The organism is Pediococcus parvulus (assembly GCF_964063155.1).
Lineage (GTDB): Bacteria > Bacillota > Bacilli > Lactobacillales > Lactobacillaceae > Pediococcus > Pediococcus parvulus.
Genome location: NZ_OZ061292.1, coordinates 1,213,724 through 1,237,248, shown reverse-complemented (window position 1 = coordinate 1,237,248; position 23,525 = coordinate 1,213,724). Strand labels below are relative to the sequence as shown.

Below are 23,525 nucleotides of genomic sequence, written 5' to 3'. Positions count from 1 at the left end.
AGGATTATATGTTTTTTGACGAAGAAGTTATGGAATTTAACGAGGATGCGAAAAGCTCTAAAGAAATTATTACAAAGTTGTCTAATGAATTAGAGACAAAAAGATTGGTGAATGATCAATTTTTAGAACATGTATTAAAAAGAGAAAAGAAATATCCGACTGGGTTGGGGATAAGAGATATTGGGGTTGCAATACCTCACACTGATTCAAAGTATGTAAATAAGTCACAAATTGCATTTGCCACTTTAAAAAAACCTGTAATTTTTAAAAATATGGTGAATTTAAATGAGGATATATCGGTGAGTTTAATTTTTATGATTGCAATGAATAAACCACATGAGCAAGTTGAACTACTTAGCAACCTTATGGGTTTATTTCAGAAAACAAAGGATATGAGTAAATTGAAAAATAGTAAAACGAAGCATGAGGTTATTGAAATATTAAGAGCAAATCAAATCTTTTAGGAGGAAAAAAGGATGATTACTTCTGCAATACAATGGTTTATAGGTTTAGGCTCAACAGTGTTTATTCCAATAATTATTTTTATTCTTGGATTATGTGTAAGACTAAAACCCTCAAAGGCCTTTATCTCTGGTATTACGATTGGTGTTGGGTTCATTGGATTAAACATGGTTGTTAACATGCTGCAAACTGCTTTAGGGCCTGCTATTAAGTTGATGGTATCTCGTTATGATTTATCGCTTAGTATTATTGACCTGGGTTCTGGCCCTGGTGGCCCTTTGGCATTTTCATCAACTATGGGTGTATTGATTATACCTATTGCATTTGGTTTGAATTTGTTACTGGTTTGGTTAGGTTGGACAAAAACTCTCAATATTGATGTTTGGAATTTATGGCAACCAACGTTTATTGGATTGTTGGTTTGGGGCGCTAGTCAAAGTTATATTTATGGGGTTGTAGCGATGATTGCTGCCTTTTTACTTGAACTATTATTATCAGATTTAACTCAACCAATGGTTAGTAAATATTTTAATTTGCCAGGTTTATCTGTAACACATCTAATGGCACTTTCGCCAGTGATTTTAGCTGTACCTTTGAATTGGGTATTCAATCGTATTCCTGGATTTAATAAAATTGATGCAAGTCCAGAAAAAATTGAAAAGCGTTTTGGGGTAATGGGGGATCCACTGGTAATTGGTTTGATCATTGGCATTGGCATTGGTATTTTAGCTGGCTATGATGTTTCAAGAACTGCACAACTTGGTATGGAAATGGCGGCTGTTTTGAAACTTTTACCAAAAATGATTTCAATGTTTATGGAAAGTTTAACGCCTATTGCGGAAGCTACACAAGCGTTTACTCAGAAGCATTTGCATGGAAAAATTGTTAATATCGGAATGGATGCGGCTCTCACAGTTGGGCAGCCAGCTGTTGCAGCAACAAGTATTTTAATGATTCCAATTGCTCTATTTCTGGCAGTTATCTTACCGGGTAACAAGGTATTGCCATTTGGTGATTTGACGTTATTTGTATATGTGTTCACCATCTTGGTATGCGCATTTAAAGGGAATATTATCCGATCGTTAATTGGTGGAGCAATATACACAATTCCAATGCTTTATTTATCAACTTGGCTTGCGCCCACAGTTACCAAAGCATTTGATTTAGGAAATTATAAACTTGGTAGTGAAGGCATTGTTTCGTTCGTTTCTGCTGGACTATGGCCAAATGCTATCTTTGTTTGGACGGCTAAGAACTTTAGTTTAGTTGGAATTGTCATTTTGATGCTTCTAATTTTAGTTGGGCTATACTATCTTAACGTTGTTAAAAAATTTAATTCTGGAGAAAAAGAGGTAAAGTAAAATGAAAAAAATGTTAATTATGTGTGGAGCAGGTCATGCTACATCAACTGTTGTTCGATCTAAGGTAGAAGAATGGCTTTCAGACAATGAATTTTCGGAAACAATCAAAATTAAACAATCTGCGGTTGGTGATGAAATTGAAAATATTGCCGGAGGAGCTTATGATATTGTGGTCAGCACAACTATTGTACCTGAAAGTATTAAAAATAAGGTAATCAATGGCGTCTCTTTGTTAACCGGCATTGGAGCTGATAAAGTCTATCAAGAAATAAAAAAACAAATTGAACGATAAAGGGGAGTATCACTAATGTCAGTTTACTTTGAAAATCTTGAAATAAAAACTGTTGCCGGAAGACCTTCCTATCATATGATTACTAATCAGGTTCAAGAAGTAGTAAAGAAAAGTAATATTAAAAATGGAATATGTTTAATTCAAACTACGCACACAACTTGTTCAATTTATTATGACGAATACATGCACGATAAGAATTTCTATGGCGATGATTTTTTACAAGTGGATCTCAATCAAATATTAGATAAAATGGTTCCTCGCCAAATGACGGAGAATAGTCCATATATAAGTCCTGGTCCGCAACATATTGCGTATGGAATGAAAAAAAAAGATCCTGATTATCCTGCAAAAGAGTGGACAATGTTAAATACAGATGGTCATTTACGGTCAGATTTGCTTGGGTCGAATGTAACTGTGGGTGTAAAAAATGGGGCTTTATTGACAGGAGCAGTTGGATCTATTTACTTCGTTGATTTTGATCAAACTCGAGAAAGAAATCGACAAGTAAATATTGTAATTATTGGAGAGAAGGAGTAAAAAAATTGGATAGAAAAATATTAGATCTCTTTCAAGTCGAGGGAGAAGAAATTAAAAATCTCTCAAATACTATTGATTATGATAATTTTACAACACTCAAAAAAAAGATTGATAAATGTAATGGAAATATATTTTTGACAGGTTGCGGTACATCAGCTATGGCGGCAAAAAAAATTGTGCATACTTTATGTGTGATTGGAGTTCGTGCCTTCTATTTAAATCCGTCTGATGCGGTTCACGGCGGTTTAGGGGCAGTTCAACGTGAAGATATGGTTATCTTTATTTCTAAAGGGGGCAGTACTAACGAATTGACGGCTTTTATTCCTAATCTTAAAGCAAAAGATGTGCAACTTGTCGCAATAACCGAGAACGAGAATTTAAAATTAGCAAAAGATTCAAATTTGGTTATTAAAGTGAAGATTGAAAAAGAATTAGATGCATTCAATATGTTAGCTACAACCAGTACAATTGCAGTCATTTCTTTTTTTGATGTTTTGGCCGTTAGTTTGATGAAGAGTAAAAAATTTACCGAAAATGAATTTCTAGTAAATCATCCTTCGGGGGCAGTTGGTGCTAGGTTGAGGGAGGATGCAAAATGACACATCATATATTTCCTTCGATTTTAGACGCTGATCCTAAAATCCTGAACGATTTATTAAGAATGTTTGAAATGCAACATTTGAAGGGAATACACATCGACATTATGGATGGCAACTATGTTCCGAGTTTTGGATTTAATGAAAGATTTGTTAAGTGGTTAAGTAGGGAAACAAATCTTTATCTTGATTTGCATTTAATGGTTTCCTCACCAGAAAAATACGTGGATAAGTTTGTAGAAGCTGGTGCAAGTGCAATTACGGTGCATAGTGATTGCAATGAAGATTTGTACTACTTAATAACTAAGATTAATAGCTTAGGTATTGATTCAGGTATTGCTTTGAATCCAGGTTTTTCTCCAGAGTCAATAAAATATTTATTGCCATTAATTCGTCGTGTTTTGGTGATGACTACGTGCCCAGGTCGAGTTGGTCAAAACATTTCTATAATGAGCCAAAAAGTTAACTGGCTCGATAAAAAACGAAAGAATGGTAATTTGAACTATAGAATTGCGGTTGATGGTGGAATTACAAGCAGTAACATTCAAACTTTCATGTGCGCAAATTGCGATGACTTTGTTTCTGGTAGCTATATAGTAAAATCGAAAACTCCCAGAGAAAATCTGAAGAAACTTTTGAGGGTGACTGATAATGGATAAAGTCAAAATTAATATTAAAAAAATTTTTGAGGAATTAAGAGATGTTACAATTATTGCTCCTCATAGTGATGAGTTGTTAAGTAGCTTAGTTTCTTCAAGAAGAATTTTTGCCGATGGTAATGGGCGCTCCGGAATTATTATCCAGTTATTTAGTAATCGGCTTATGCAACTAGGTAAAGATGTACACGTAATTGGGGAGATAACATGTCCTGCAGTAAAAAAATGATTTGTATATAGTAGTTTCGGGTTCGGGGGCTAATCCAGAAATAATTGACAGAGTTAAAAAAGCAAAAAAGGCTGGTTGTAAAGTAATGATAATTATTGCGAATATGTCGAGTCCTTTGCTCAAGCTATCTGATCACTATGTAGTTGTAAAAGCCGATAGTAAGAATACTAGTTCAAAAAGTTCCATTCAGCCGATGGGGTCTTTGTTCGAACAAATGAGCTTTCTTTATATGGAAGGACTGGTTCTTCAGTTAAAAGCGCAGTTACATCAAACTGAAAAGGATATGGAAAAGCGACACGCAAATATAGAGTGAAATGAAACTAAGTTATAAAGACGCAATCAAGCTTGTGAAAATGATTGCGCTTTTTTATGTATAAATATTAGTGTGTAATCGATTACGGCATTTCGGAATAAGAGGTGAATTTGATGACTATATTGAAAAAAATTTAAGTTTTAAAACTGAAGCGAACCCCCGTTATTGGACAAAAATCCAATAACGGGGGTTTTATTATGGCCTAGTTCCATATGTCGTTGCTATTTTTTAGTAATCCGAAAGTCAAAGTTGATTTTCCTGAATAGGGTGTGGTTTTTCATAAAAATATCCTTGACGAATATCAATGCCAAAAAGATCAATAAAAGCATCAATTTTTTCGTTTTCGATTCCTTCAAGAATAAAACGAACTTTGTGTTTCTTAGCAAAATCACGCCAATAAATGATCCGTTGTTGAATTTCTGGAAAGTAAACTGATTGGCCAAAATTTTGAAGGGCAAACTTTATTTCATTAGTATATGGAATGAGAGCTCTTACCTGATCTTCTGTATTAACCCCACAATCAACATCATCGATTGAGATGGTCATGCCTTCTTCAATGAATTGTTTTAACTGATTAATAATGTCACATTCCTTAAAATGATTTTTAGTCTCATCTTCAGTCAACTCAATTTGAATTTGTACAGGACGTAACAGTTTTTGAATTCCAATCAGTGCATCAACTATTTTTTGATTCATAAGTTGGGTTCGGTTGAGGTTGACGGACAAAAATGGTACTTTACTATAAAGTTGCTCAGCTATTTTGATGATTTCATCCGCCACTATTTCAGGGGGTAAACTTGTGAAGTTTGTAACTGGTCCCCAATTTGAACCAACTTGTTTGCGAAGTAATAGTTCATAGCCGACCACAGACTTATTATATTTATTAATGATTTGTTGAATAAAATATTGATACATTGTAAGGCTCCTATACAAAAATCATTGGTTAGTTACTTCTTTTAAAGAAAAAAGACCCGCAAGCTTGACTTTCTCAAGTACGGGTCGTCACTCTTAATGCACTTTGAGAAACTTAAATTATGTAAAATTGCATTTTTGAGTTGAGCAAATATAATTAACACTGTTAAAATACCATTTTTTGTTTAAAAATGCAATAAGAATCGGGAACTATCTATAGTTCGATTGTTTTAATTACTAAATTAATAACCTATTTTAATAATTCCAACCATGACATAATTGAGGTGTGACGTGGGAAAGAAAATGGCGTTTCTGGATTAACTAATTTTCAACAATAAAAATAAAGCACTTAGTTTGACTGGGATGATCCGGAACTATGAATTCCAAAGAAATTGTTTAATAAAAACTGCCTGTAAAGAAAAAAACCTTTACATCTAAATGAATAACTGGTATATTATTTAACGTGAAATAAAACAGGAGGTGTTGACATGTCTGTAAAAATTCGTTTGAAACGAATGGGTTCAAAAAAGCGTCCTTTCTACCGTGTGGTAGTTGCTGATTCTCGCTCTCCACGTGATGGTCGTTTTATCGCCCAAGTTGGTACTTACAATCCATTAGTTAATCCAGCTGTAGTAAAATTAAATGAGGAAGACATCTTAAGTTGGTTAAGCAATGGTGCTCAACCATCAGATACCGTTAAGAATATTCTTTCAAAAGCTGGAATTATGAAAAAGTATCATGAATCAAAGCTTGCTAAGTAATCGGCATTTTTAATTATGAAAAATGTAGAAACTTTAATCTTAACAATTGTTAAACCACTTGTTTCGTATCCGGAGCGAATTACAATTGAACGATCAGAATCCGATCGCTTTTATGAATTTCATTTAAGTGTGGCTGATGAAGATGTTGGCCGAATTATCGGTCGGCATGGTCGAGTTGCTCAAGCAATTCGGAACGTCGTTTATAGTTTTCGTTTCCATGGCGAAAAACGAGTTCGGTTAGTGATTGAGGATGGCAAATCAAAAAACTCTTAAACGAAATGTTGATTTTGTTTAAGAGTTTTTAGTATATTACGAGGTAAATTATGCAATATTATAAAGTGGGTACCATTGTCAATACACATGGCATTCAAGGCGAAGTAAAAGTGTTGCCAATTACTGATTTTCCTGAAGAACGTTTCAAAGCTGGCAAGCAACTATTCTTGTTTTCTCCCAAGGATGATGCCACTCCCGTACAAACTTTAAAAATTAAAAAGTCCCGTCAACAAAAACAGGTCTATTTACTTCAATTCGATGGCTTCGATTCAATTAATGATGTTGAAAAGTATAAACGATTTGAGTTGAAGGTTTCCGAAGATGACCGGAAGAAATTGGGCAGTGATGAGTTTTATTATGATGACATCATTGGTCTTAAGGTATACGACGCAGATGATCAGTTGCTTGGAACGGTTTCTGAAATTTTGTCTCCGGGAGCTAATGATGTTTGGGTCGTTAAACGCGCCGATAAGGACGATTTGTTGTTACCATATATTCATCAGGTAATTAAAAAGGTTGATTTGGATAATCAGCGAGTTACAGTTGAACTCCTGGAGGGGCTGGATTCATGAAAATTGATATTTTAAGCCTTTTTCCAGATATGTTTAGCGGTCCCTTACATCAATCGATTGTGGGAAAAGCCATTGAAGACCAGTTGCTTGATGTCAAGGTAACCAATTTCCGCGATTTTTCTAGTAACAAACACCATAATGTCGATGATTACCCGTATGGTGGTGGGGCGGGGATGCTCCTTCAACCTCAACCCATTTTTGATGCAATGGCCGCTGTAGAAAACGATAATGCTAACTTACCAAAGGGGCGAGTGGTCATTTTAGATCCCGGTGGTAAGCAGTTTGACCAAAAAATGGCGGAGTCTTTTGCGCAAGAAGCACACTTAACTTTTATTTGCGGTCATTATGAAGGCTATGACGAGCGGATTAAAACATTGGCTACGGATGAGGTTTCATTGGGTGACTATGTGCTTACAGGTGGGGAACTTGCTGCAATGGTAATGATTGATGCCACCGTGCGCTTACTACCTGGAGTTTTGGGGAATAAAGAGTCGGCACCTGGAGATTCTTTTTCAACTGGTTTGTTAGAATATCCGCAATACTCACGTCCGGCTGATTTTAGAGGGATGCAGGTTCCCGAGGTATTATTGAACGGGAATCATCAATTAATCGATCAATGGCGCCAAAAACAGGCTTTAAAGCGAACCTTATTAAAACGTCCGGACCTTTTGAAAAAAATAAGGCTGAGTAAAGAAGACTTAAATCTCCTCAATGATATAAAAGCAGAGTTGAGTGAACCTGAAGCAAAAAACTAGAACAGCTTTACAGCCAGTAAGTTTTATGATAAACTTTTGATTGGTCTGTTAAGACTAAAGAAAACAATATTCCGCTGTTCAACAAGGATAAGAATGTTGATGAAAGGAAGGTTTCTTAAATGAATCCATTAATTAACAAAATTACCGAATCACAATTGCGTGATGATATTCCTGATTTCCGTGCTGGAGATACAGTTCGTGTGCATGCCCGTGTTGTTGAAGGTACTCGTGAACGTATCCAGTTATTCGAAGGTGTTGTGATCAAACGCCATGGTGTCGGAATCAGTGCTACTTATACAGTTCGTAAGATTAGTAATGGTGTGGGTGTTGAGCGTACATTCCCATTACATTCACCACGAGTTGCTAAGATTGATGTTATTCGTCATGGACGTGTTCGTCGTTCTAAACTTTATTACTTACGTGCTTTACATGGTAAGGCTGCTCGTATTAAAGAAGACCGTCGTTAATATAGACAAAAATGCAAACCTTAAGGGTTTGTATTTTTTTATGACAATTTACTTAAATCATGATTAAGGTTTACCTATTTGGGTTGTCTACTGTTCCAAACTACACTAATATCAATAATTATCATGCAGATCGTAAATGAATCTGTTTAACTTGGCGTAGTTCGTAAAAAAATCGGGGGAACAAGAATGAAACACAGGGGTATTGCGTGGTTAGCGATGTTAGCTATGGTGTTATATTTATTACTTGGTAAAAATTACCAAGTAGCTGCCAAAAACATTGCGACCGATTTTAAACAACAAGTCACTCAAGTTTTTGCGGATATCAATCCAAAAAAAATCACTAAAAACTACGAGATTGCGACTGAAACAAGCAAAGTCACCATGAAATCAGTAAGTAAAACTGCAACTCCAATCGAAAGTGTCGCTCAGGGGCACTCGTTATCAAACGTGTATTACTATCGGTTTGCAACCACTATTCCTAGCAACGTAAAAAAAGTATTTGAAGAGGCAGTTAGTGAATACAACCAAACTGGTATTGTGAAGCTGGTGGCCCGAAAAGGGACCCAAAAACAAAATCAAATCCTTTTCTCCACCTACAATAAAAAAATGACCACTGCAAATCAAGGTACAATTGAATTGGGACACGGTGGTCCTGAAGTGATTCAGCAAACGGGGATGAATGCATACACAGTTAATCATGCAAAGGCAAGTTTGAATGTTCGTTACGCAGAGTCCGTTCAGCTATCAGTGGCAGTCCACGAATTGGGCCATGCCTTGGGACTTGATCATAGTAGTAACCGAAATTCTGTAATGTATCCAGTAGATCAAGGAGAAACTAGCTTATCTAGTGGTGACCTTGAAGGATTGAAAGCAATCTATAATAATTAAAGTATATTTAACATAGGGAAGGACTGACTAGTCATGACACATTTTATGCTGGCAACCACTGCATCAAATACCAATATTGCTTTCCTGATTGGTGGCATTATTTTTGTCATCCTCTTTTTTAAACTCATTATGAGTTTTTTGAGATTCTGTTTCCGGCATCCCTTTATTTTCATCATCTTATTATTATGTGGCGGGCTTGGGTTTGTTTTTAACTTTTTATTAGGCGGAATCATCATTTTAGCCGTCATTGTGGGCTTTATTGCATTTATGATTCTTAGCGAGTTTAATAGTTAGCAAGTGATCGCAAAATTATAATCAAACAGTGGTTTAGAATAAACGAATTGAAAACTTGGGGGAAATATTTTCCCTCAAGTTTTTTGTTTTCTCTAGATTTTTTATATTCGTATTTTATACCTCAAACTAACAGACTTTGCTTTCACTTTAAGCAAAGTTGAATTATAATAAGGGCAGTTAATGAAAACGCTTTCATTGTTAATCTTCTGTTTCGTAATTAATAAAGTCAGAAATTAATTATACAAGGAGGTAATATTATGAGTAGTCGCGATACTGCAAATGTTTTATGGTTTAACGAATTACATCGGGAAGACGTTAATCTGGTAGGAGGCAAATCTTCTTCACTGGGCGAAATGACTTCTTCGATGGATGTTCCAGTGCCGTATGGTTTTGCAACAACCGCTCGAGCTTATCGGTACTTCATGCACAAAACCAAATTGAATGATAAAGTGAACGACTTGCTTGAAAGCATTAAAGATTATGAAAATTCAGATGAACTGCACAAAACCTGTGAGCAGATTCGTAACTTAATCGTTGAGGCGCAGATGCCGGATGATCTGGCAAACGATATTAAGCAGGCTTATAGTGATTTGGCAAAAAAGATGGGTCAAGAGGATCCTTTTGTTGCCATCCGTTCTTCTGCAACAGCTGAAGATCTGCCTAATGCATCATTTGCAGGCCAACAAGAATCGTATTTGAACATTAAAGGGGCTGCAGATGTTGTGAATCGAGTCCAACAATGTTATGCCTCACTCTTCACTGATCGTGCGACCTATTACCGTCACAAACAACATTTCCCTCACGAGAAGGTTGCCCTATCAGCGGCAATTCAAATGATGGTCTTTTCCAAGGCATCGGGCATCATGTTCTCCGTGAACGTTGCGAATGGCGATGGCTCCAAGATTATGGTCGATGCAATCTATGGTTTGGGCGAATATATTGTCCTTGGTAAGGTAACACCAGATCATTTTGTCATTGATAAACAATCGATGAAGATTGTCGAAAAAGATATCCTTAAACAGACTGTTGAGCTAGTCCGTGTGGCAGATGGTGGGACCAAAGAACAAACCGTACCTACTGAATTACAGGAGCAGGCTGCACTGACAGATAGTCAGGTGATTGAATTGGCTGGTTACGCTAAGGAGATCGAGCGTCACTACGGGTGTTACATGGATATGGAATACGCCTTGGATACTAATACGAATCGGCTGTGGATTGTCCAGGCACGGCCAGAAACTGTTTGGTCACAACGTAAGAAAAATAAAGATAATGCTATTGATGGTAGTAGCAACGTGGTTACAGAAGCTGATGCTGAAATTGCGGTTCGGGGACTAGCAGCCAGTCCTGGGGTCGCCAGCGGCGTTGTGCATGTCATTGACAATCCGAAAGATATTGATCAATTTAAACAAGGCGAAGTTTTGGTAACCGTCATGACTTCACCTGATTGGGTTCCAGCCATGAAAAAAGCAGTGGCAATCATCACGAATAATGGCGGAATGACTTGTCACGCGGCCATTATTTCCCGTGAAATGCAGATTCCTTGTATTGTTGGGACAAGAAGTAAGAATACAGTTGCAACCGAAGTGCTTAAAACGGGTGATGTCGTGACTGTTGATGCTAAAAACGGGGTTGTTTATCGTGGTGAAGTAACCAGCATGCTCAAAAAGGCCACCCCAGAAACAACCACAACTGGTCAGGTCGTGGCGGCAGAATCGTTTGCACCAACTGCTACGGGTGTCATGATGAATTTAGGTGATCCAGGGCTAGTTGATAGGTACGCTTCGTTACCGGCTGACGGAATTGGACTGATGCGTGAGGAGTTCATCTGGACCTCATATATTCATGAACATCCTTTGTATTTAATTGAAAATGGTCAGGCAGACAAGGTTGTTAATATGCTTGCTGAAGGGATTGCTAAAGTAGTTCGCGCAATGGCACCTCGACCAGTTGTACTGCGATTCTCAGACTTCAAATCAAGTGAATACCGGAACCTAAAGGGTGGCGAGAAATATGAGCCACACGAATCTGCTGACTTATTAGGTTGGCGGGGGGCTTCAAGGTACTACGATCCTAAGTATATTGATGCCTTCAAACTTGAACTAGCAGCGGTTAAGAAGGTTCGGAATGAACTTGGGCTGAAGAACCTAAATGTAATGATTCCATTTGTCCGGACGGTGACTGAAGCTCAAAAAGTAACAGCCATTATGCGTGATGAAGGCCTGGTTCGCAGTGCTGATTTTAAGGTTTACATGATGGCAGAAATTCCATCAAACATCATTCTTGCGGATCAATTCAACCAGTTTGTAGATGGTTATTCGATCGGATCAAATGACTTAGCAATGCTAATTTTAGGTTGTGATCGGAATAATGATACGGTTGCCAGTCTTTTTGATGAACGTGACCTTGCTGTCAAGCGGGCGATTCGTCATCTGATTGTGACTGCGCATAAGGATGGCAAGACTGTCTCCATTTGTGGACAAGCTCCTTCAGAATATCCGGAGTTTACGAACTTCTTGATTCAAAGCGGGATTGATTATGTTTCAGTTAATCCTGATATGGTTAAGGAAACTAAACGCAATGTGGCTCATTTTGAACAGCGACTTATACTTGATAAAGCGACTGGACGTGGCCTACAGGATAAAACGGATTACAATTGGTAATAATTTTTGCTGATAATTGGCAATAAAATTATGAGATTGGGGAAAATTCCCTCAATCTCATTTTTGCTATCTATATTTAAAAAGCAGCGGAAAAAAGTTCTTCCTGCTGCTTGAGTTTAGTAATATTCAGTTTAATTTACACCCTAAGATGATCATAGTGGGCGATTAATTATAGATTCATATCTTGCTTGTAGTTTAACGGCGACATATCTGTCATTTTGGTAATCAATTGGGCAGTTAATTTCTGCATAGCTTGCAAGCCAATTGCTGCATTTTGATTACTTTGACTGGTTAAATAGTTTTCTAAGGCTTTGCCATCCAAAGTTAATGCCATTTTGTCACTGATGTGCAAGTTTTGAATCAGTTGCTGGTTGATTTTATCTTGCACATCTTCCAGTAAGGGCCCAAATTCTAAGTAGTGAGCGTCAACTAGAATGCCAGTTTGCTTGTAAATCCAATAGGCAGAGTCTACTTGATAGGTTTCGGAGCCTTTCTTGTAACTAGCCGGCGTATCCTTTATTCCGGCGTAAAACGGAATATACAGACTTTGAGCGGCAACCCCCATTGCAAGCCAATGAATCCCAGCAATTTCAGGAGGTAAATTAGGGCGCAGTTGGAGAATATGCGATTCTTGTGTTTTAGCAAGACTAATTGGTCGATATAAAGTTTGTTCATGTTTTGAACCGACGCCAATTGGATCAAACGGAGTTCCTTGGAAATGGGAACTTAAAATTTGCTCAGCATCATCAACTTGTATTAGTTTTTCTGCGCGGCGAATGAAAGGCAGACTTTGACTCTGAGGTTGTTGGTCAATACTTGGATTAAGAAGTTTTTGACCATACCAAACTCGTGGCGTGTTATAAATCTCGTCTGACAAGTCGTTCGTGCCAAAAATTTCACGAAAATTAAAGCCATTTCGATGCGGGTTTAAATGATTTTGATTCACGAAGTCTTTTAAACCTGAGACAGTCATGAAATTGTCTTGATCATCAAAATCGATTTCTTGAATAGATAATTGATTAGCCACCACAGCATATGCGTCATCAGGGATGCGTTGTGCCACCCATTGATGACCGGCTGCCGTTTCCATATACCAAACTTCAGTTTGATCTGAAAACAAAATTCCGTTTGTTTCGGAAGTCCCGTATCTTTCAACAATGTTACCCAGATAAGTGATTCCTTCACGAGCGGTTTTAATATAAGGAAGTGTGACGGTTACCATGGCCTCTTCGCCTATCCCGTTTTCAACTAGTGGATCGGCTCCTAAAGCTTGATTGTTGGTATAGGCACTCTCAGTTGCACTCATGGCCACGCCATACTCATTAATGCCATCTTCTTCAAACAAGCCAAACTTGTCAGTCCATTCAGGGGTGGCCGTGTATTTGGCAGCAACCTTAGGGAGATTGAGCGTAAAACCATTATCGGTTGATTTGAATGTTTGGGGTTCCGAGAATTCACGATGAGGATGGACCACAAAATGTTTTGGCCAAGCTGCCCGTGAATCTTCATTGCGACCGATCAAGGTGGAACCATCTGCGGTTGCTAGTCGGCCAGCTAAAAAACTTGTACAAGCAGAATATTTATTAGTTTGATTTATCATTAGAATTTCTCCTGTTCCGGTGATTATATATAGTTTACATTCTAGCATAAGTTGAGTTTGAAATTTTTGAGAATTCCTGCGATAATGGTAAACAACATTGAGGAGGAATTCAACATGCCATTAGTTCATATTGATCTTATTGAAGGACGTTCAACGGACCAGTTACGCCAATTAGTTAAAGATGTCACGTCTGCAGTTTCAAAGAATACCGGTGCACCAGCAGAACACATTCATATTGTCTTAAATGAAATGCGCCCTGACCGTTACAGCGATGGCGGGGTTTTAAGAAGTGATGAGAAATAGTTATCGATAAAAAAATGGAACTAATTTTACAAACAATCATTGAAATCTCAGGATTGTTTTGAATCAGTTCCATTTTTAGTTAGCCAATTTTAAGTAAGATTCCAGGTATTTGGCTAAACCATCATGATTATTATCAAATTCAGTGACATCATTTGCAATTGACTTAATCGTTGGGGTGGCATTTTGCATCGCCACACCACGACCAGCATAGGCTAACATTTCAGCATCATTGTGTTCATCACCAAAGGCCACAATATTTTGCCGATCAATATGATATTGTTTTGCAATGTAGGCCACAGCCTTTGCTTTTTGAATACCTTTAGAAACAACTTCTAGAACGCTATTTGGGCCTCCCCAAACACCCACATCAACTTGTTGACCATAATGATGTAAAACTGTATTTCGAACAACTTGTTCTTGGTTGGGTGTGACAAACAGAATCATTGAAGCGGGGTTGTGAATCAGTGAAGTTTTTGAGAGCAATTGATCTTCACTTAAAGTTGTTGGAAAGAAATTTAAATCTGAAGGTGGCAAGTGATTAGCCAGATACGTGTGTTTACCCTCAGCTGCGATCATCTCAAGTTGCAATTTTTGTTGATTCTCTAACATGTCAAGCACAATTGCCTTGCTGATGGTGCGTTTGTACTCGCCTTGCCAATGTTGGTGGGGAATGTGAGTGAGTGCTCCGTTAAAGTTAACCATCGGTGTTTTTAACTGCAATTGATCATAGATGGTTTCTGAAATACGGTAGGGACGGCCGGTGACAATGCTGACAATATGGCCGGCTTCAGTGGCGTTTTTGATAACTTCAATCGTTTTTGGTGAAACTTGATTTTGACTATTTAGGGTAGTTCCATCAAGATCAATGGTGATTAATTTTTGTGGCATGTCATTCACTCCAATAAGCTTTATAATAAAAGATAATGTGTCTTAATTTAAATTAACACAGTTTAAAGTCGGATGCTATTAAATTTAGAAATGAGTGAAAATATGCAGTTACCAGAGGCATTTATAAAAAAATATTCAAAATTATTAGGTGAGGAAGCGCCGGCCTTTTTGCAATCTTTCGATGAAGAGGCCACCAGAGGATTTCGCGTAAACCCGTTGAAAGCCCAGACCAAGCCCCTTGATCATTCAATTGAGGATGCTATTCCGTATTGTCCGTTTGGCTATTATGGTTCAGTCAGCGGTAAAACGCTTGATCACCAAAGTGGTCTAATATATAGTCAAGAGCCAAGTGCTATGTATGTAGGAGAAGTAGCTCATCCGCAACCCGGCGACAAGGTTTTAGACTTGTGCGCAGCTCCCGGTGGTAAAACGACGCATCTGGCCAGTTATATGAATCAAAGTGGTTTATTAGTTTCAAATGAAATTAATCGGAAACGGGCTGGAATTCTTGCTGAAAATGTAGAGCGTTTTGGCTTACAAAATACAATTGTAACTAATGAATCACCAGATACACTTGAAAAACATTTTCCTGAATACTTCGATGTTGTCGTGGTGGATGCTCCTTGTTCGGGTGAGGGGATGTTTCGAAAAGATCACGAAGCAGTACAATACTGGACGCCTGAATATCCATTATCCTGTGCAAATCGACAAAAAAAGATTTTGCAAAGTGCGTTAAAAATGTTGAAACCAGGTGGCAGATTAGTTTATTCTACCTGTACTTTTGCTCCTGAAGAAGATGAGCAAAATGTTGCCTGGTTGTTGCAAACCTATTCAGATTTGCGGGTTTTACCGATTAAGAAGTATCCAGGGATGGATGATGGGCGGCCAGAGTGGGCTGATAATAATCCAGAACTTGCTAAGACTTCAAGAATTTTCCCGCATAAAATGCGTGGAGAAGGTCATTTTATTGCCCAGTTGCAAAAACAACCCAGTGAGTCCACGGTAAAAGATTTAAAACCGCAAAAATCTAATGTGTCTAAGGCACAAAAACAGGATTGGCATAAAGTGGCAGATAAATTGTTGGTAAATCCGATTGAAGATGCCAGATTATTAGCATTTGGAGATTATTTATATGCGATGCCGGGCAACTTGCCAGATCTTACAAAACTTCAAGTCATTCGACCGGGTGTCAATTTAGGTGTTTTTAAGAAAAATCGCTTTGAACCGTCTTTACCATTGGCATTGGCTTTTAAACCCACTGATTTTCAAAAACCAGTTTTAATTACGCAAGAGCAGTGGCAAAATTACGTGCATGGGGATACTTTTTCTGTAGTAGATGTTGAAAATGGCTGGCATGTCTTAATCAGTCATGAGCTGACGGTTGGATTTGGTAAAGTAGTCAATGGGGTCGTTAAGAATTTCTATCCAAAAAAATTGCGGTTTGAGATTAAAAATTAAGTTTATGGCGTGATTAAAAAAGTTACGACAATTTTGTCGTAACTTTTTTAATTGATTTCAATTTTTCGTTGTCCACAATAATCACGTAACGCGGCATCAAAAACTAAATTTTGACAATTTAATTGTTTAATGTTTGAAGCACCTTGCAGGGTTAACAAATCTGCTAGCTGTTCTTGCCAATCCGTGATCATTTGAATAGTCTGTTCTTCACCTTCACGAAGGAGGGAATGTAAGATTTTTCCGGCAACTCCAACCATTTCGGCTCCTAAAGCAAAGCTCTTTGTCATGTCTAGAGGCGTTCGAATGCCACCGCAGGCCAAAATATGGAGCTTATTCTGCAAAGCCTGAGATTCCAACAAAGATTCCACGGTAGTAATGCCGTAATCTTGAAGGTAGCTGTATACTTTGTCATGCCGGCGTTCGTTTTCGATTTTTGCGAAATTAGTTCCACCATGACCGGCCACATTAATCGATTGAACCCCGATTGCTGCAAGTTTTTCCATAGTTTGTTTAGTCATGCCAAAGCCAACTTCTTTAACAATAACAGGAACGGAAACGGACTGAACAATTTCTTTAATGTTTGTTAACCAGTTAAATTGACGATCTCCTTCAGGCATCACAATTTCTTGGGCCGCGTTGATATGAACTTCCAACAAGTTGGCGTCAATCATGTCGATCGCCTTTTGTGCATCAACGGCAGAGTGATTGGCACCAATGTTTGCTGCAATAACGCCATCTGGGTTGATTTCGCGAACAGTTTCAAAGGTAGATTGTAAAGCGGGCTGTTTTAAGGCGACACTTTGAGAGCCAACGGCCATTGCCAAATGAGTAGCCTTAGCAATCCGTGCCAAACTTGCATTTAGTTTGCCGGTGTACGAACTGCCACCAGTCATTGCCTCAATATAAAAAGGGCAATCGGTCACGATTCCCCCAAATTGGCTTTTTAAATTAATTTGAGCTTTATCGATTTCAGGAAGACTATTCGGTAGTAAGCGAACTTGCTGGAAACCAGCCTTAGCTTGATCTTGGTAGAAATGTTCTGCTAGAGAAACATGTTCATCTTTTCGATGGGACTGAATATCTTTCATAGCTTGTTCTCCTTAAAGTTCAGTGACGTTATGAACGTTAAACTCTAATTGTTTGATACCCTTATCATGCCAAGTTTTTAGGAGATTTTCGATGGGACGATTTTTATTGATTAAGACGATTCCACAATCACCACCACCCGCACCGGAACTTTTTGCAGCCCCGCCGGCGTTTTCAGCATCCTTAATCATTTCTTTTAAAGTTGAGGTTTCAATTAATACCTGACTAAAATCAGCTAATTTTTTCAAAATGGCACGATTTACACGCAATTGGTGCTGAATAACGGCAATCGATTGGTCATGAAAACCGCGGATCATTTCTTTTAGACAAGCTTTACTTTCCTGCAAAAAGACCTGATATTCATGCTGATCTTTCACTTTACCCATGGCGACCTTGTCAACCAAATGAGAGGTTGAAGCAGGAGAACCAGTCCAACCAATCATCAGTTTTAGATCATCGGGTGGAGTCAGTAGTTCAACATCCAATCCTGGCCAAGGTTTTTCTAACAAGTCCATTAAAGAAGTTTGGCGACGTTGCGCAGATAACCAATCTCGGTTAAAGGAATGATACGCAATCCAGCCGCCATAAACACTAGCAGCTATGTCACCAAGGGATCCATTGCCTTGAACATCGAAATGAGCAATAGCTGCTAGCTTAAATAAACTGTCCTTGGTTAAAGGCAGGTGATAAAATTTGGCCAAAGCTTTGATGGTTGCCACAGTTACGGCAGCGGAACTGCCTAAACCATATTTTTTGCCATCTGCGCTATCAAGGTCACTGTTTATATATAAATTATAAAGTCCCAAGTCTTTGTGAAGGTTGCTGGCGTATTCTTCTGTCAAACTAATTGCAGAAAGGATGTAGTGAAACGGATTGTCACGATTATCAAAAATCATCTTAGAACCTTGTCGACGCCAAGAAATTGAGTTTTCATGATATTGTTCAGAAACGATCCGACCAACATTTTCTGTTTTTTCAATTGAAGCCGAAACAAATTGATTTAATGCCACAATAATGGCAGGGTACCCTGACTCTACAACTGCATATTCACCAGCGATGTAGAGCTTCCCAGGTGCTTTTACCGTAATCAATGGATCATGTCCCTTCAAAATTTTAATTAATGTTTATCGGTACGTCACGCCAGGTCCAGGCTTGCAAACTAATAACTGATTGTGACCCATGATTGGTTCTAATTTTTCCATAATCAAATCGTTATCAGATGAGGCGCAAATTATCTTAACATTAGGACCAGCATCAACGGTACTATAACATTCTACACCTTGTTTTCGGATGTTGCGAACAGCTTCAATAATTGCAAGCGTTTGAGGTTGGAAATAAGTAAAATTGGGAACGGCTCCAAACGTTGTCGCGTGCATGCGCATTGCATTGTTTTCGGCGATCACGCCCAACTTTGCTAAGTTTTTGTTAAGGATTGCTGATTTCATCGGTTCGACGTCTGCTTGCGCGCTTTTTACCCAGGCTGGAAAGAAAGGGGAAGTTTCAACAACCGCTTGCATCCCATTTGTACTACTGACTTTCTTTTGAGCTGTATCTACAAGAGCCGTAATTAAATTAATATCCCAGTCAACAGGTGATTGAATACTTTGTGCATATGAGCTTTGATCATCATGACCGGCATGCCACTGTACGAAACCACCAAAAATTGAACGGGATGCCGAACCGGAGCCGTGACGAGCCAAAATGGAGAGTTCTTTATCAGTGAGGTGTAAGTTTGCAGCTTTTGCACCAGCCGCAGCTAGGGCAGCAAATGCCGATGCAGATGAGGCAAGGCCAGCCGTTGTTGGAACATGATTGGTTGAATGAACCACCGCACTCGCTTTAATCCCGCTTTTTTGCCGAATCAACTCTAAAACGCGTTTAGCTCTTTTTAAACCCGATCCTGTCAAAGGCTGATTATCTACCAAAATTTCATCCTCTTTTATAGATGATGTAAATTCAACACTGGTATCCGTATAAAACTTATTTAGAGTTAAAGAAATGCTGTCGTTGTAAGGTAAAATCAAGTTTGAATCTTTTTTTCCCCAATATTTTAGGAACGCAATATTCGTATGTGCTCTAGCTGTGATCATGGTGATCTCCTTTGCGATTCAGCGTGACGAGAGGTTCAATCCAAGTATGAATTGCGCCGTGTTTTTCCAATACTGTGGCAATTTTTTCGGCCGAAGGTTTATCCGGTGTTAACGAAATCAAGCAACCACCCATGCCACCACCAGTGAGTTTGGCACCTAGTGCACCGTTAGAAAGAGATAAATTTGCAAACAGATCTAACGTAGGATGACTGACACCTAATTTGGATAAAATAGTTTGAGAACGGTTCATTAAAAGACCCAATTTTTTTGAATCGCCAATCGCTAGACAATGACGGGCTTGTTTGGCATATTTTCCAAGAGATTCAATAGCTGCTTCAGCCTGAGGATCGCTGGCCAATTGGGATTTTACATGTTGAACAGCCAGACCCGTTTGCCCCATAATGCCTGTATCCGCAATAACTAAGAATGTATTTTGTTTAATGGGAATGGCTTGAGGGCGGCGGCCCCGAACAAACCAAATTGGGGTTTGTGAACTCACGGTGGCAGCGTCTAAGCCACTGGGATTCCCATGGATGTATTGCTCAGAAACATCAGCAAGGCGCAATAATTCAGTATGAGATAACGGTTGTTTAAAAAAGTGAAAAAAAGCACGGACAATTGCGACAGCAGTGGCCGCCGAAGATCCCATTCCACGTTCGGCTGGAATTTCACTGGTTATTGTTAGTCCAAACGGCGTTTTTTCTTGATTTAATTCAGTTAAAACGGTTTTGATTAGTAATTGGATACCAGTTTGACTTTCAGGCATTTCTGATAAAAAGCCAGTAAAATACCGACTTGAAACTTGTTGGCCTTCACTAGAAGATTTAATCGACACAACGGTTTTTATTTTCGAAATTGGTAAACAAATTGCAGGTTGCCCGTAGACAACACTGTGTTCACCAAAAAAAATAATTTTAGCATGACTTTGACCAGTCGTTGATTTTTGCAAAGCGTTCGCTCACTTTCAAAAACACTTAATTTAAGATTTTATTTAGCAATAACTTTTTTCATTTTTAGTCTACCTGTTTTAGATTACATAAACCACAAACAAACTTACATTTTACCATATTTTTATATTTAGCAATCTTGTTGCTTTATAGATCAGAATTAGGTCAAAAAGGTGAGTTTAATTTTAATTTCTGGTAACAGAAGTCAGTAAGCATTTATGCACTGGCATGAATGTAGTATCATTAAAGATATGAAACAAACATCTTATGAGTTAACTGGTGAGAATATGGATTCTAATACAACTTATGCAGTCGTAGATATCGAAACCACAGGGACTAATTTGAATGATAACGAGCGGATAATCCAAATTAGCTGTGTTTTTGTTAAAAATCATAAAATTATTAATACTTTTGCAACGGACGTTAACCCAGAAATGGGGATTCCAAATGCCATTCAGCAACTGACAGGAATTACCAATCGGCGTGTTCGTAAAGCCCCTTTATTTGACGACATTGCGCCAACCTTGTTTGGGCTTCTTTCTGATACCGTTTTTGTGGCGCACAATGTCAATTTTGACTTTCCGTTTTTAAATTATGAATTTGAACGCGTAGGTTATCCAGCTTTAACCATTAAAGCGGTTGATACGGTTACGTTAAGTCAGATTCTATTGCCTAGTGTGAATGGTTATCGTTTGCGAGACTTATCGCGGTACTTTGGAATTAAACATGAACATCCACATTCTGCGGATAGTGACGCACTTGCGACAGCTAAACTATTTATTATGCTGATGAAACGATTGGCAGAATTGCCATTATTAACGTTACAACAGTTGAACATCCTGTCTGGAAGTTTACCTCGACAAACCGCAGAATTAATTAGTGATGCATTTGAACGGAAACAGAAGAATCCGGGGACTTTGCCCGATTACTTAATGGTTAAGGAAAACATTGTCATGCGGGTGCAACGAACAAGTTTTACTGACGCGACAACTGAGCAACTAGGGCGTTATCCGCAATCTAAGAAGGCCAAGTTAGCGCTATTTAAAGGTGATTTGGGTTGGCGGAGCGCCCAGTCACGAATCATGAATGCAATTTATGCAAACTACAAGAATCCCGATCCTAAAGCATTAGTTATTGAAGCTCCCACGGGAATTGGCAAAACAATTGCGTATTTGTTACCGTTTGCTTATTTGGCCATTCAAAATCAATTGCCAGTCGTTATTAGTTCAACAACGACCTTATTACAATCTCAGTTGATGGAAAAGGCCATTCCTATTTTGAGTAAAATTTTACAAATCCCGATGAATGCCACCCTAGTGAAGGGGAGTAGTCACTATATTGATTTGGCAAAATTTTCACAACAGCTTAACGAGAGTGACCCAGCCAATCAAAGTCGTTTGATTAAAATGAAACTGTTGGTTTGGTTGACCTATACAAAAACAGGTGATTTAGATGAACTACATATCAATAATCACAAAATTCCTCTATTAAATGAAATTCGTCACCAGGGAATTGCTAGTTTAGATGCGACTAACCCGTTTTATGAGCTTGATTTTTACCAGCGCGTCATTCGAAAAGCTCATATTTCACAGATTGTGGTGACTAATCACGCATTTCTTTTGCGGCACGCAGATTTACTTGGCAATAAAGCTCATAAACCCTACTTGGTTGTGGATGAGGCGCAGCGTTTTGTAAACACGATTTTACAAGAAAATCGGGTCACATTCGATATTAATCACTTGATGAGTATGGCACATAGTGAAGTTAGCCATCTTAAGATGAATCAAGGAATTAATCGATCACCAATTATTCAAAGTGATCCAATGGGAAGTTTTCATGTTTATCAAATGGCCGATCATTTAGAAACAATTAATCAATTAATTGCTAGTTTGCAAGAGCAATTGTTTAAACGTTTTTTGGCCCGTCAAATGCCAGCCGAAACTAACAATTTGCCATTTCAACATGTGATAACCTATCCGGAACTGCAAACTTTTTACGAAGCTAATAAACGAACTATTCAAAGTTTACAAGAAAAATTTACTTCTGAAATTCTGGAGTTTGAAGCCCTTAGCAAAATCATTGAAAAACAACAACAAAATTTACTTGAGTCTGAAGTACGGACGTGGATTAAATTGAATAATAGTCAACTTGAAGTTGAAGAACAATCTCAAATATTTTTACAAATTTTTGGATCGTTTTTTAAACCCAATCAACGTAATAAAGATGCAGATTTTTACTGGATTCAAGTTGGACCACAACATGATGCTGGTAGTGTGAGTTTATCGCAGGGAATTATTGAGAGTGCTAATTATATAAAGAATCAGGTTTATCCTTGGTTCCAAAAGCCAACTTTAATTGGGGCAACGTTGTTTTCTAACAGTCGCTCTAAGTATTTCTTGAATCAAGTTGGATTAGCAACGGCTTCAACCACTGTAAAAAAATATAGTAGTCCGTATAATTTTGCCGAGAATGCACTCTTGCAGGTTGCTAACGACGGTCCTGTGATCAATGAAATTGATGCAGACGAATATGCCCAGTATTTAACAGATGCGATTTATCAGTTAGCAAAAGTGACACCTGGAAAAATTCTAGTTTTGTTTAATTCTTTGGCAACAATTAGAGATGTTTTCAACCGTATTCAAAGAACTGACTTAGGACACAAACGCCGAATTTTGGCTCAAGGCGTGAATGGGACAAAATCAAAATTGACACGAGAATTTTTGTCTGGTTCCACTAGTGTGTTGTTTGGCGCCTCTAGTTTCTGGGAGGGGATGGACTTATCAAATGGTAAACTTGATTTATTAATTATAACGAGGTTACCGTTTGATTCTCCGGACGAAATTTTTACTAAGGCGGAGACCAAACTGCAAAAGCAAGCACATAAAAATCCATTCATATCGGCATTATTACCAAGAAGCATTCTCAGATTAAAACAAGGGATCGGGCGATTAATTCGTTCCGAAAAAGATTATGGGGCAGCTGTCATTTTAGATCGCCGAATTCTTGATAAGAGTTACGGAAAGACTATGCTTCACAGTTTGCCCAAGGACATGCCAGTACAGAAGTTGCCGCTAAATGAACTAAATGGCGAACTTGATAAATTCTTTAAGAAACATCACTAACTA

25 protein-coding genes are annotated in these 23,525 nt (G+C 38.2%); 18 read left to right on the top strand and 7 right to left on the bottom strand.

The annotated features are described in order from the left end of the window. Positions 1–8: 8 nt before the first annotated feature. From AB3217_RS06010 to AB3217_RS05980, 7 genes are read left to right on the top strand one after another with little or no spacing between them, the layout of a single operon-like run. Positions 9–464, top strand: coding sequence for a PTS sugar transporter subunit IIA (locus AB3217_RS06010; RefSeq protein ID WP_367365806.1), 456 nt, complete (start codon positions 9–11; stop codon positions 462–464). A gap of 12 nt (positions 465–476) precedes the next feature. Next, the gene (locus tag AB3217_RS06005) at positions 477–1,823 is read left to right on the top strand and encodes a PTS galactitol transporter subunit IIC (protein WP_367365805.1); all 1,347 of its coding nucleotides are present in this window, start codon (positions 477–479) and stop codon (positions 1,821–1,823) included. A gap of 1 nt (position 1,824) precedes the next feature. Beyond that, on the top strand, positions 1,825–2,115 hold the full coding sequence (locus AB3217_RS06000) for a PTS sugar transporter subunit IIB (RefSeq protein WP_367365804.1): 291 nt from the start codon (positions 1,825–1,827) through the stop codon (positions 2,113–2,115). 15 nt (positions 2,116–2,130) lie between these two features. Further along, positions 2,131–2,652: a YjbQ family protein gene (locus tag AB3217_RS05995; protein ID WP_367365803.1), complete on the top strand. Its 522-nt coding sequence runs from the start codon at positions 2,131–2,133 to the stop codon at positions 2,650–2,652. Positions 2,653–2,657: 5 nt separating this feature from the next. Continuing rightward, the gene (locus tag AB3217_RS05990) at positions 2,658–3,251 is read left to right on the top strand and encodes an SIS domain-containing protein (protein ID WP_367365802.1); all 594 of its coding nucleotides are present in this window, start codon (positions 2,658–2,660) and stop codon (positions 3,249–3,251) included. Then, complete coding sequence (locus AB3217_RS05985; protein WP_367365801.1) at positions 3,248–3,907, top strand: ribulose-phosphate 3-epimerase; 660 nt, start codon at positions 3,248–3,250, stop codon at positions 3,905–3,907. Before AB3217_RS05990 ends, AB3217_RS05985 begins: the two co-directional genes overlap by 4 nt. Then, complete coding sequence (locus AB3217_RS05980; protein WP_367365800.1) at positions 3,900–4,133, top strand: hypothetical protein; 234 nt, start codon at positions 3,900–3,902, stop codon at positions 4,131–4,133. The genes AB3217_RS05985 and AB3217_RS05980 overlap by 8 nt, the downstream gene beginning before the upstream one ends. A gap of 556 nt (positions 4,134–4,689) precedes the next feature. Here the strand turns inward: AB3217_RS05980 and AB3217_RS05975 are convergent. Next, positions 4,690–5,361: an EAL domain-containing protein gene (locus tag AB3217_RS05975; RefSeq protein ID WP_068807316.1), complete on the bottom strand. Its 672-nt coding sequence runs from the start codon at positions 5,359–5,361 to the stop codon at positions 4,690–4,692. 485 nt (positions 5,362–5,846) lie between these two features. On the opposite strand from AB3217_RS05975, the gene rpsP reads away from it, so the two are divergent. The 8 genes from rpsP to ppsA all read left to right on the top strand — a co-directional run bounded on the left by rpsP (position 5,847) and on the right by ppsA (position 12,028). Next, on the top strand, positions 5,847–6,119 hold the full coding sequence (gene rpsP, locus AB3217_RS05970; RefSeq protein ID WP_046870580.1) for a 30S ribosomal protein S16: 273 nt from the start codon (positions 5,847–5,849) through the stop codon (positions 6,117–6,119). Between the two features lie 15 nt (positions 6,120–6,134). Then, complete coding sequence (locus AB3217_RS05965) at positions 6,135–6,392, top strand: KH domain-containing protein (RefSeq protein ID WP_057782411.1); 258 nt, start codon at positions 6,135–6,137, stop codon at positions 6,390–6,392. Positions 6,393–6,442: 50 nt separating this feature from the next. Beyond that, entirely contained in the window at positions 6,443–6,964 is a 522-nt protein-coding gene (gene rimM, locus AB3217_RS05960) for a ribosome maturation factor RimM (protein ID WP_260267582.1), read from the top strand. After that, the gene (gene trmD / locus AB3217_RS05955; protein WP_057782407.1) at positions 6,961–7,719 is read left to right on the top strand and encodes a tRNA (guanosine(37)-N1)-methyltransferase TrmD; all 759 of its coding nucleotides are present in this window, start codon (positions 6,961–6,963) and stop codon (positions 7,717–7,719) included. The genes rimM and trmD overlap by 4 nt, the downstream gene beginning before the upstream one ends. Before the next feature lie 119 nt (positions 7,720–7,838). Then, on the top strand, positions 7,839–8,186 hold the full coding sequence (gene rplS, locus AB3217_RS05950; RefSeq protein WP_057782405.1) for a 50S ribosomal protein L19: 348 nt from the start codon (positions 7,839–7,841) through the stop codon (positions 8,184–8,186). 186 nt (positions 8,187–8,372) lie between these two features. Next, positions 8,373–9,074: a M57 family metalloprotease gene (locus tag AB3217_RS05945; RefSeq protein ID WP_367365799.1), complete on the top strand. Its 702-nt coding sequence runs from the start codon at positions 8,373–8,375 to the stop codon at positions 9,072–9,074. A gap of 33 nt (positions 9,075–9,107) precedes the next feature. Next, positions 9,108–9,368 carry a hypothetical protein gene (locus AB3217_RS05940; protein ID WP_260267579.1) on the top strand — a complete coding sequence of 87 codons (261 nt, stop codon included), beginning with the start codon at positions 9,108–9,110 and terminating at the stop codon, positions 9,366–9,368. 257 nt (positions 9,369–9,625) lie between these two features. Continuing rightward, a complete protein-coding gene (gene ppsA / locus AB3217_RS05935) occupies positions 9,626–12,028 on the top strand; it encodes a phosphoenolpyruvate synthase (RefSeq protein ID WP_367365798.1) in 2,403 nt (800 codons plus the stop codon). 169 nt (positions 12,029–12,197) lie between these two features. Here the strand turns inward: ppsA and AB3217_RS05930 are convergent, their stop codons facing one another. After that, positions 12,198–13,628 (bottom strand): C69 family dipeptidase, encoded by a 1,431-nt coding sequence (locus tag AB3217_RS05930; RefSeq protein ID WP_068807296.1) that lies wholly within the window; start codon positions 13,626–13,628, stop codon positions 12,198–12,200. 84 nt (positions 13,629–13,712) lie between these two features. Here AB3217_RS05930 and AB3217_RS05925 point away from each other — a divergent pair, with 84 nt between their 5' ends. Beyond that, positions 13,713–13,931: a 2-hydroxymuconate tautomerase gene (locus AB3217_RS05925; protein ID WP_147206650.1), complete on the top strand. Its 219-nt coding sequence runs from the start codon at positions 13,713–13,715 to the stop codon at positions 13,929–13,931. Positions 13,932–14,006: 75 nt separating this feature from the next. Here AB3217_RS05925 and AB3217_RS05920 read toward each other — a convergent pair whose 3' ends face one another. Next, positions 14,007–14,819, bottom strand: coding sequence for a Cof-type HAD-IIB family hydrolase (locus AB3217_RS05920; protein ID WP_057782397.1), 813 nt, complete (start codon positions 14,817–14,819; stop codon positions 14,007–14,009). Positions 14,820–14,921: 102 nt separating this feature from the next. On the opposite strand from AB3217_RS05920, the gene AB3217_RS05915 reads away from it, so the two are divergent. Next, on the top strand, positions 14,922–16,277 hold the full coding sequence (locus AB3217_RS05915; RefSeq protein WP_057782395.1) for an RsmB/NOP family class I SAM-dependent RNA methyltransferase: 1,356 nt from the start codon (positions 14,922–14,924) through the stop codon (positions 16,275–16,277). 47 nt (positions 16,278–16,324) lie between these two features. Here the strand turns inward: AB3217_RS05915 and fni are convergent, their stop codons facing one another. Genes fni through mvk form a run of 4 tightly spaced genes read right to left on the bottom strand, consistent with a single transcriptional unit; the run spans position 16,325 to position 20,402 of the window. Beyond that, positions 16,325–17,365 (bottom strand): type 2 isopentenyl-diphosphate Delta-isomerase, encoded by a 1,041-nt coding sequence (gene fni / locus AB3217_RS05910; RefSeq protein WP_057782393.1) that lies wholly within the window; start codon positions 17,363–17,365, stop codon positions 16,325–16,327. A gap of 12 nt (positions 17,366–17,377) precedes the next feature. Next, on the bottom strand, positions 17,378–18,454 hold the full coding sequence (locus tag AB3217_RS05905; RefSeq protein ID WP_068807287.1) for a phosphomevalonate kinase: 1,077 nt from the start codon (positions 18,452–18,454) through the stop codon (positions 17,378–17,380). Between the two features lie 33 nt (positions 18,455–18,487). Then, positions 18,488–19,459 (bottom strand): diphosphomevalonate decarboxylase, encoded by a 972-nt coding sequence (gene mvaD, locus AB3217_RS05900; RefSeq protein ID WP_311319372.1) that lies wholly within the window; start codon positions 19,457–19,459, stop codon positions 18,488–18,490. Further along, a complete protein-coding gene (gene mvk / locus AB3217_RS05895; protein ID WP_260274432.1) occupies positions 19,440–20,402 on the bottom strand; it encodes a mevalonate kinase in 963 nt (320 codons plus the stop codon). The genes mvaD and mvk overlap by 20 nt, the downstream gene beginning before the upstream one ends. Positions 20,403–20,651: 249 nt before the next feature. Between mvk and AB3217_RS05890 the strand changes: the two genes are divergently transcribed. Next, positions 20,652–23,522 carry a helicase C-terminal domain-containing protein gene (locus tag AB3217_RS05890; protein WP_068807409.1) on the top strand — a complete coding sequence of 957 codons (2,871 nt, stop codon included), beginning with the start codon at positions 20,652–20,654 and terminating at the stop codon, positions 23,520–23,522. The last annotated feature ends 3 nt before the right edge of the window (positions 23,523–23,525 follow it).

Bases quoted from the DNA above. Each gene is read 5' to 3' on its own strand.
- rimM (WP_260267582.1), top strand. From the start codon at position 6,443: ATGCAATATTATAAAGTGGGTACCATTGTCAATACACATGGCATTCAA.
- ppsA (WP_367365798.1), top strand. From the start codon at position 9,626: ATGAGTAGTCGCGATACTGCAAATGTTTTATGGTTTAACGAATTACAT.
- AB3217_RS05975 (WP_068807316.1), bottom strand. From the start codon at position 5,361: ATGTATCAATATTTTATTCAACAAATCATTAATAAATATAATAAGTCT.
- AB3217_RS05890 (WP_068807409.1), top strand. From the start codon at position 20,652: ATGAAACAAACATCTTATGAGTTAACTGGTGAGAATATGGATTCTAAT.
- rpsP (WP_046870580.1), top strand. From the start codon at position 5,847: ATGTCTGTAAAAATTCGTTTGAAACGAATGGGTTCAAAAAAGCGTCCT.
- AB3217_RS05965 (WP_057782411.1), top strand. From the start codon at position 6,135: ATGAAAAATGTAGAAACTTTAATCTTAACAATTGTTAAACCACTTGTT.
- AB3217_RS06000 (WP_367365804.1), top strand. From the start codon at position 1,825: ATGAAAAAAATGTTAATTATGTGTGGAGCAGGTCATGCTACATCAACT.
- AB3217_RS05945 (WP_367365799.1), top strand. From the start codon at position 8,373: ATGAAACACAGGGGTATTGCGTGGTTAGCGATGTTAGCTATGGTGTTA.
- AB3217_RS05925 (WP_147206650.1), top strand. From the start codon at position 13,713: ATGGTAAACAACATTGAGGAGGAATTCAACATGCCATTAGTTCATATT.
- rplS (WP_057782405.1), top strand. From the start codon at position 7,839: ATGAATCCATTAATTAACAAAATTACCGAATCACAATTGCGTGATGAT.
- AB3217_RS05915 (WP_057782395.1), top strand. From the start codon at position 14,922: ATGCAGTTACCAGAGGCATTTATAAAAAAATATTCAAAATTATTAGGT.
- AB3217_RS05940 (WP_260267579.1), top strand. From the start codon at position 9,108: ATGACACATTTTATGCTGGCAACCACTGCATCAAATACCAATATTGCT.
- fni (WP_057782393.1), bottom strand. From the start codon at position 17,365: ATGAAAGATATTCAGTCCCATCGAAAAGATGAACATGTTTCTCTAGCA.
- AB3217_RS05930 (WP_068807296.1), bottom strand. From the start codon at position 13,628: ATGATAAATCAAACTAATAAATATTCTGCTTGTACAAGTTTTTTAGCT.
- AB3217_RS05980 (WP_367365800.1), top strand. From the start codon at position 3,900: ATGGATAAAGTCAAAATTAATATTAAAAAAATTTTTGAGGAATTAAGA.
- AB3217_RS05920 (WP_057782397.1), bottom strand. From the start codon at position 14,819: ATGCCACAAAAATTAATCACCATTGATCTTGATGGAACTACCCTAAAT.
- AB3217_RS06005 (WP_367365805.1), top strand. From the start codon at position 477: ATGATTACTTCTGCAATACAATGGTTTATAGGTTTAGGCTCAACAGTG.
- trmD (WP_057782407.1), top strand. From the start codon at position 6,961: ATGAAAATTGATATTTTAAGCCTTTTTCCAGATATGTTTAGCGGTCCC.
- AB3217_RS05985 (WP_367365801.1), top strand. From the start codon at position 3,248: ATGACACATCATATATTTCCTTCGATTTTAGACGCTGATCCTAAAATC.
- AB3217_RS06010 (WP_367365806.1), top strand. From the start codon at position 9: ATGTTTTTTGACGAAGAAGTTATGGAATTTAACGAGGATGCGAAAAGC.
- AB3217_RS05995 (WP_367365803.1), top strand. From the start codon at position 2,131: ATGTCAGTTTACTTTGAAAATCTTGAAATAAAAACTGTTGCCGGAAGA.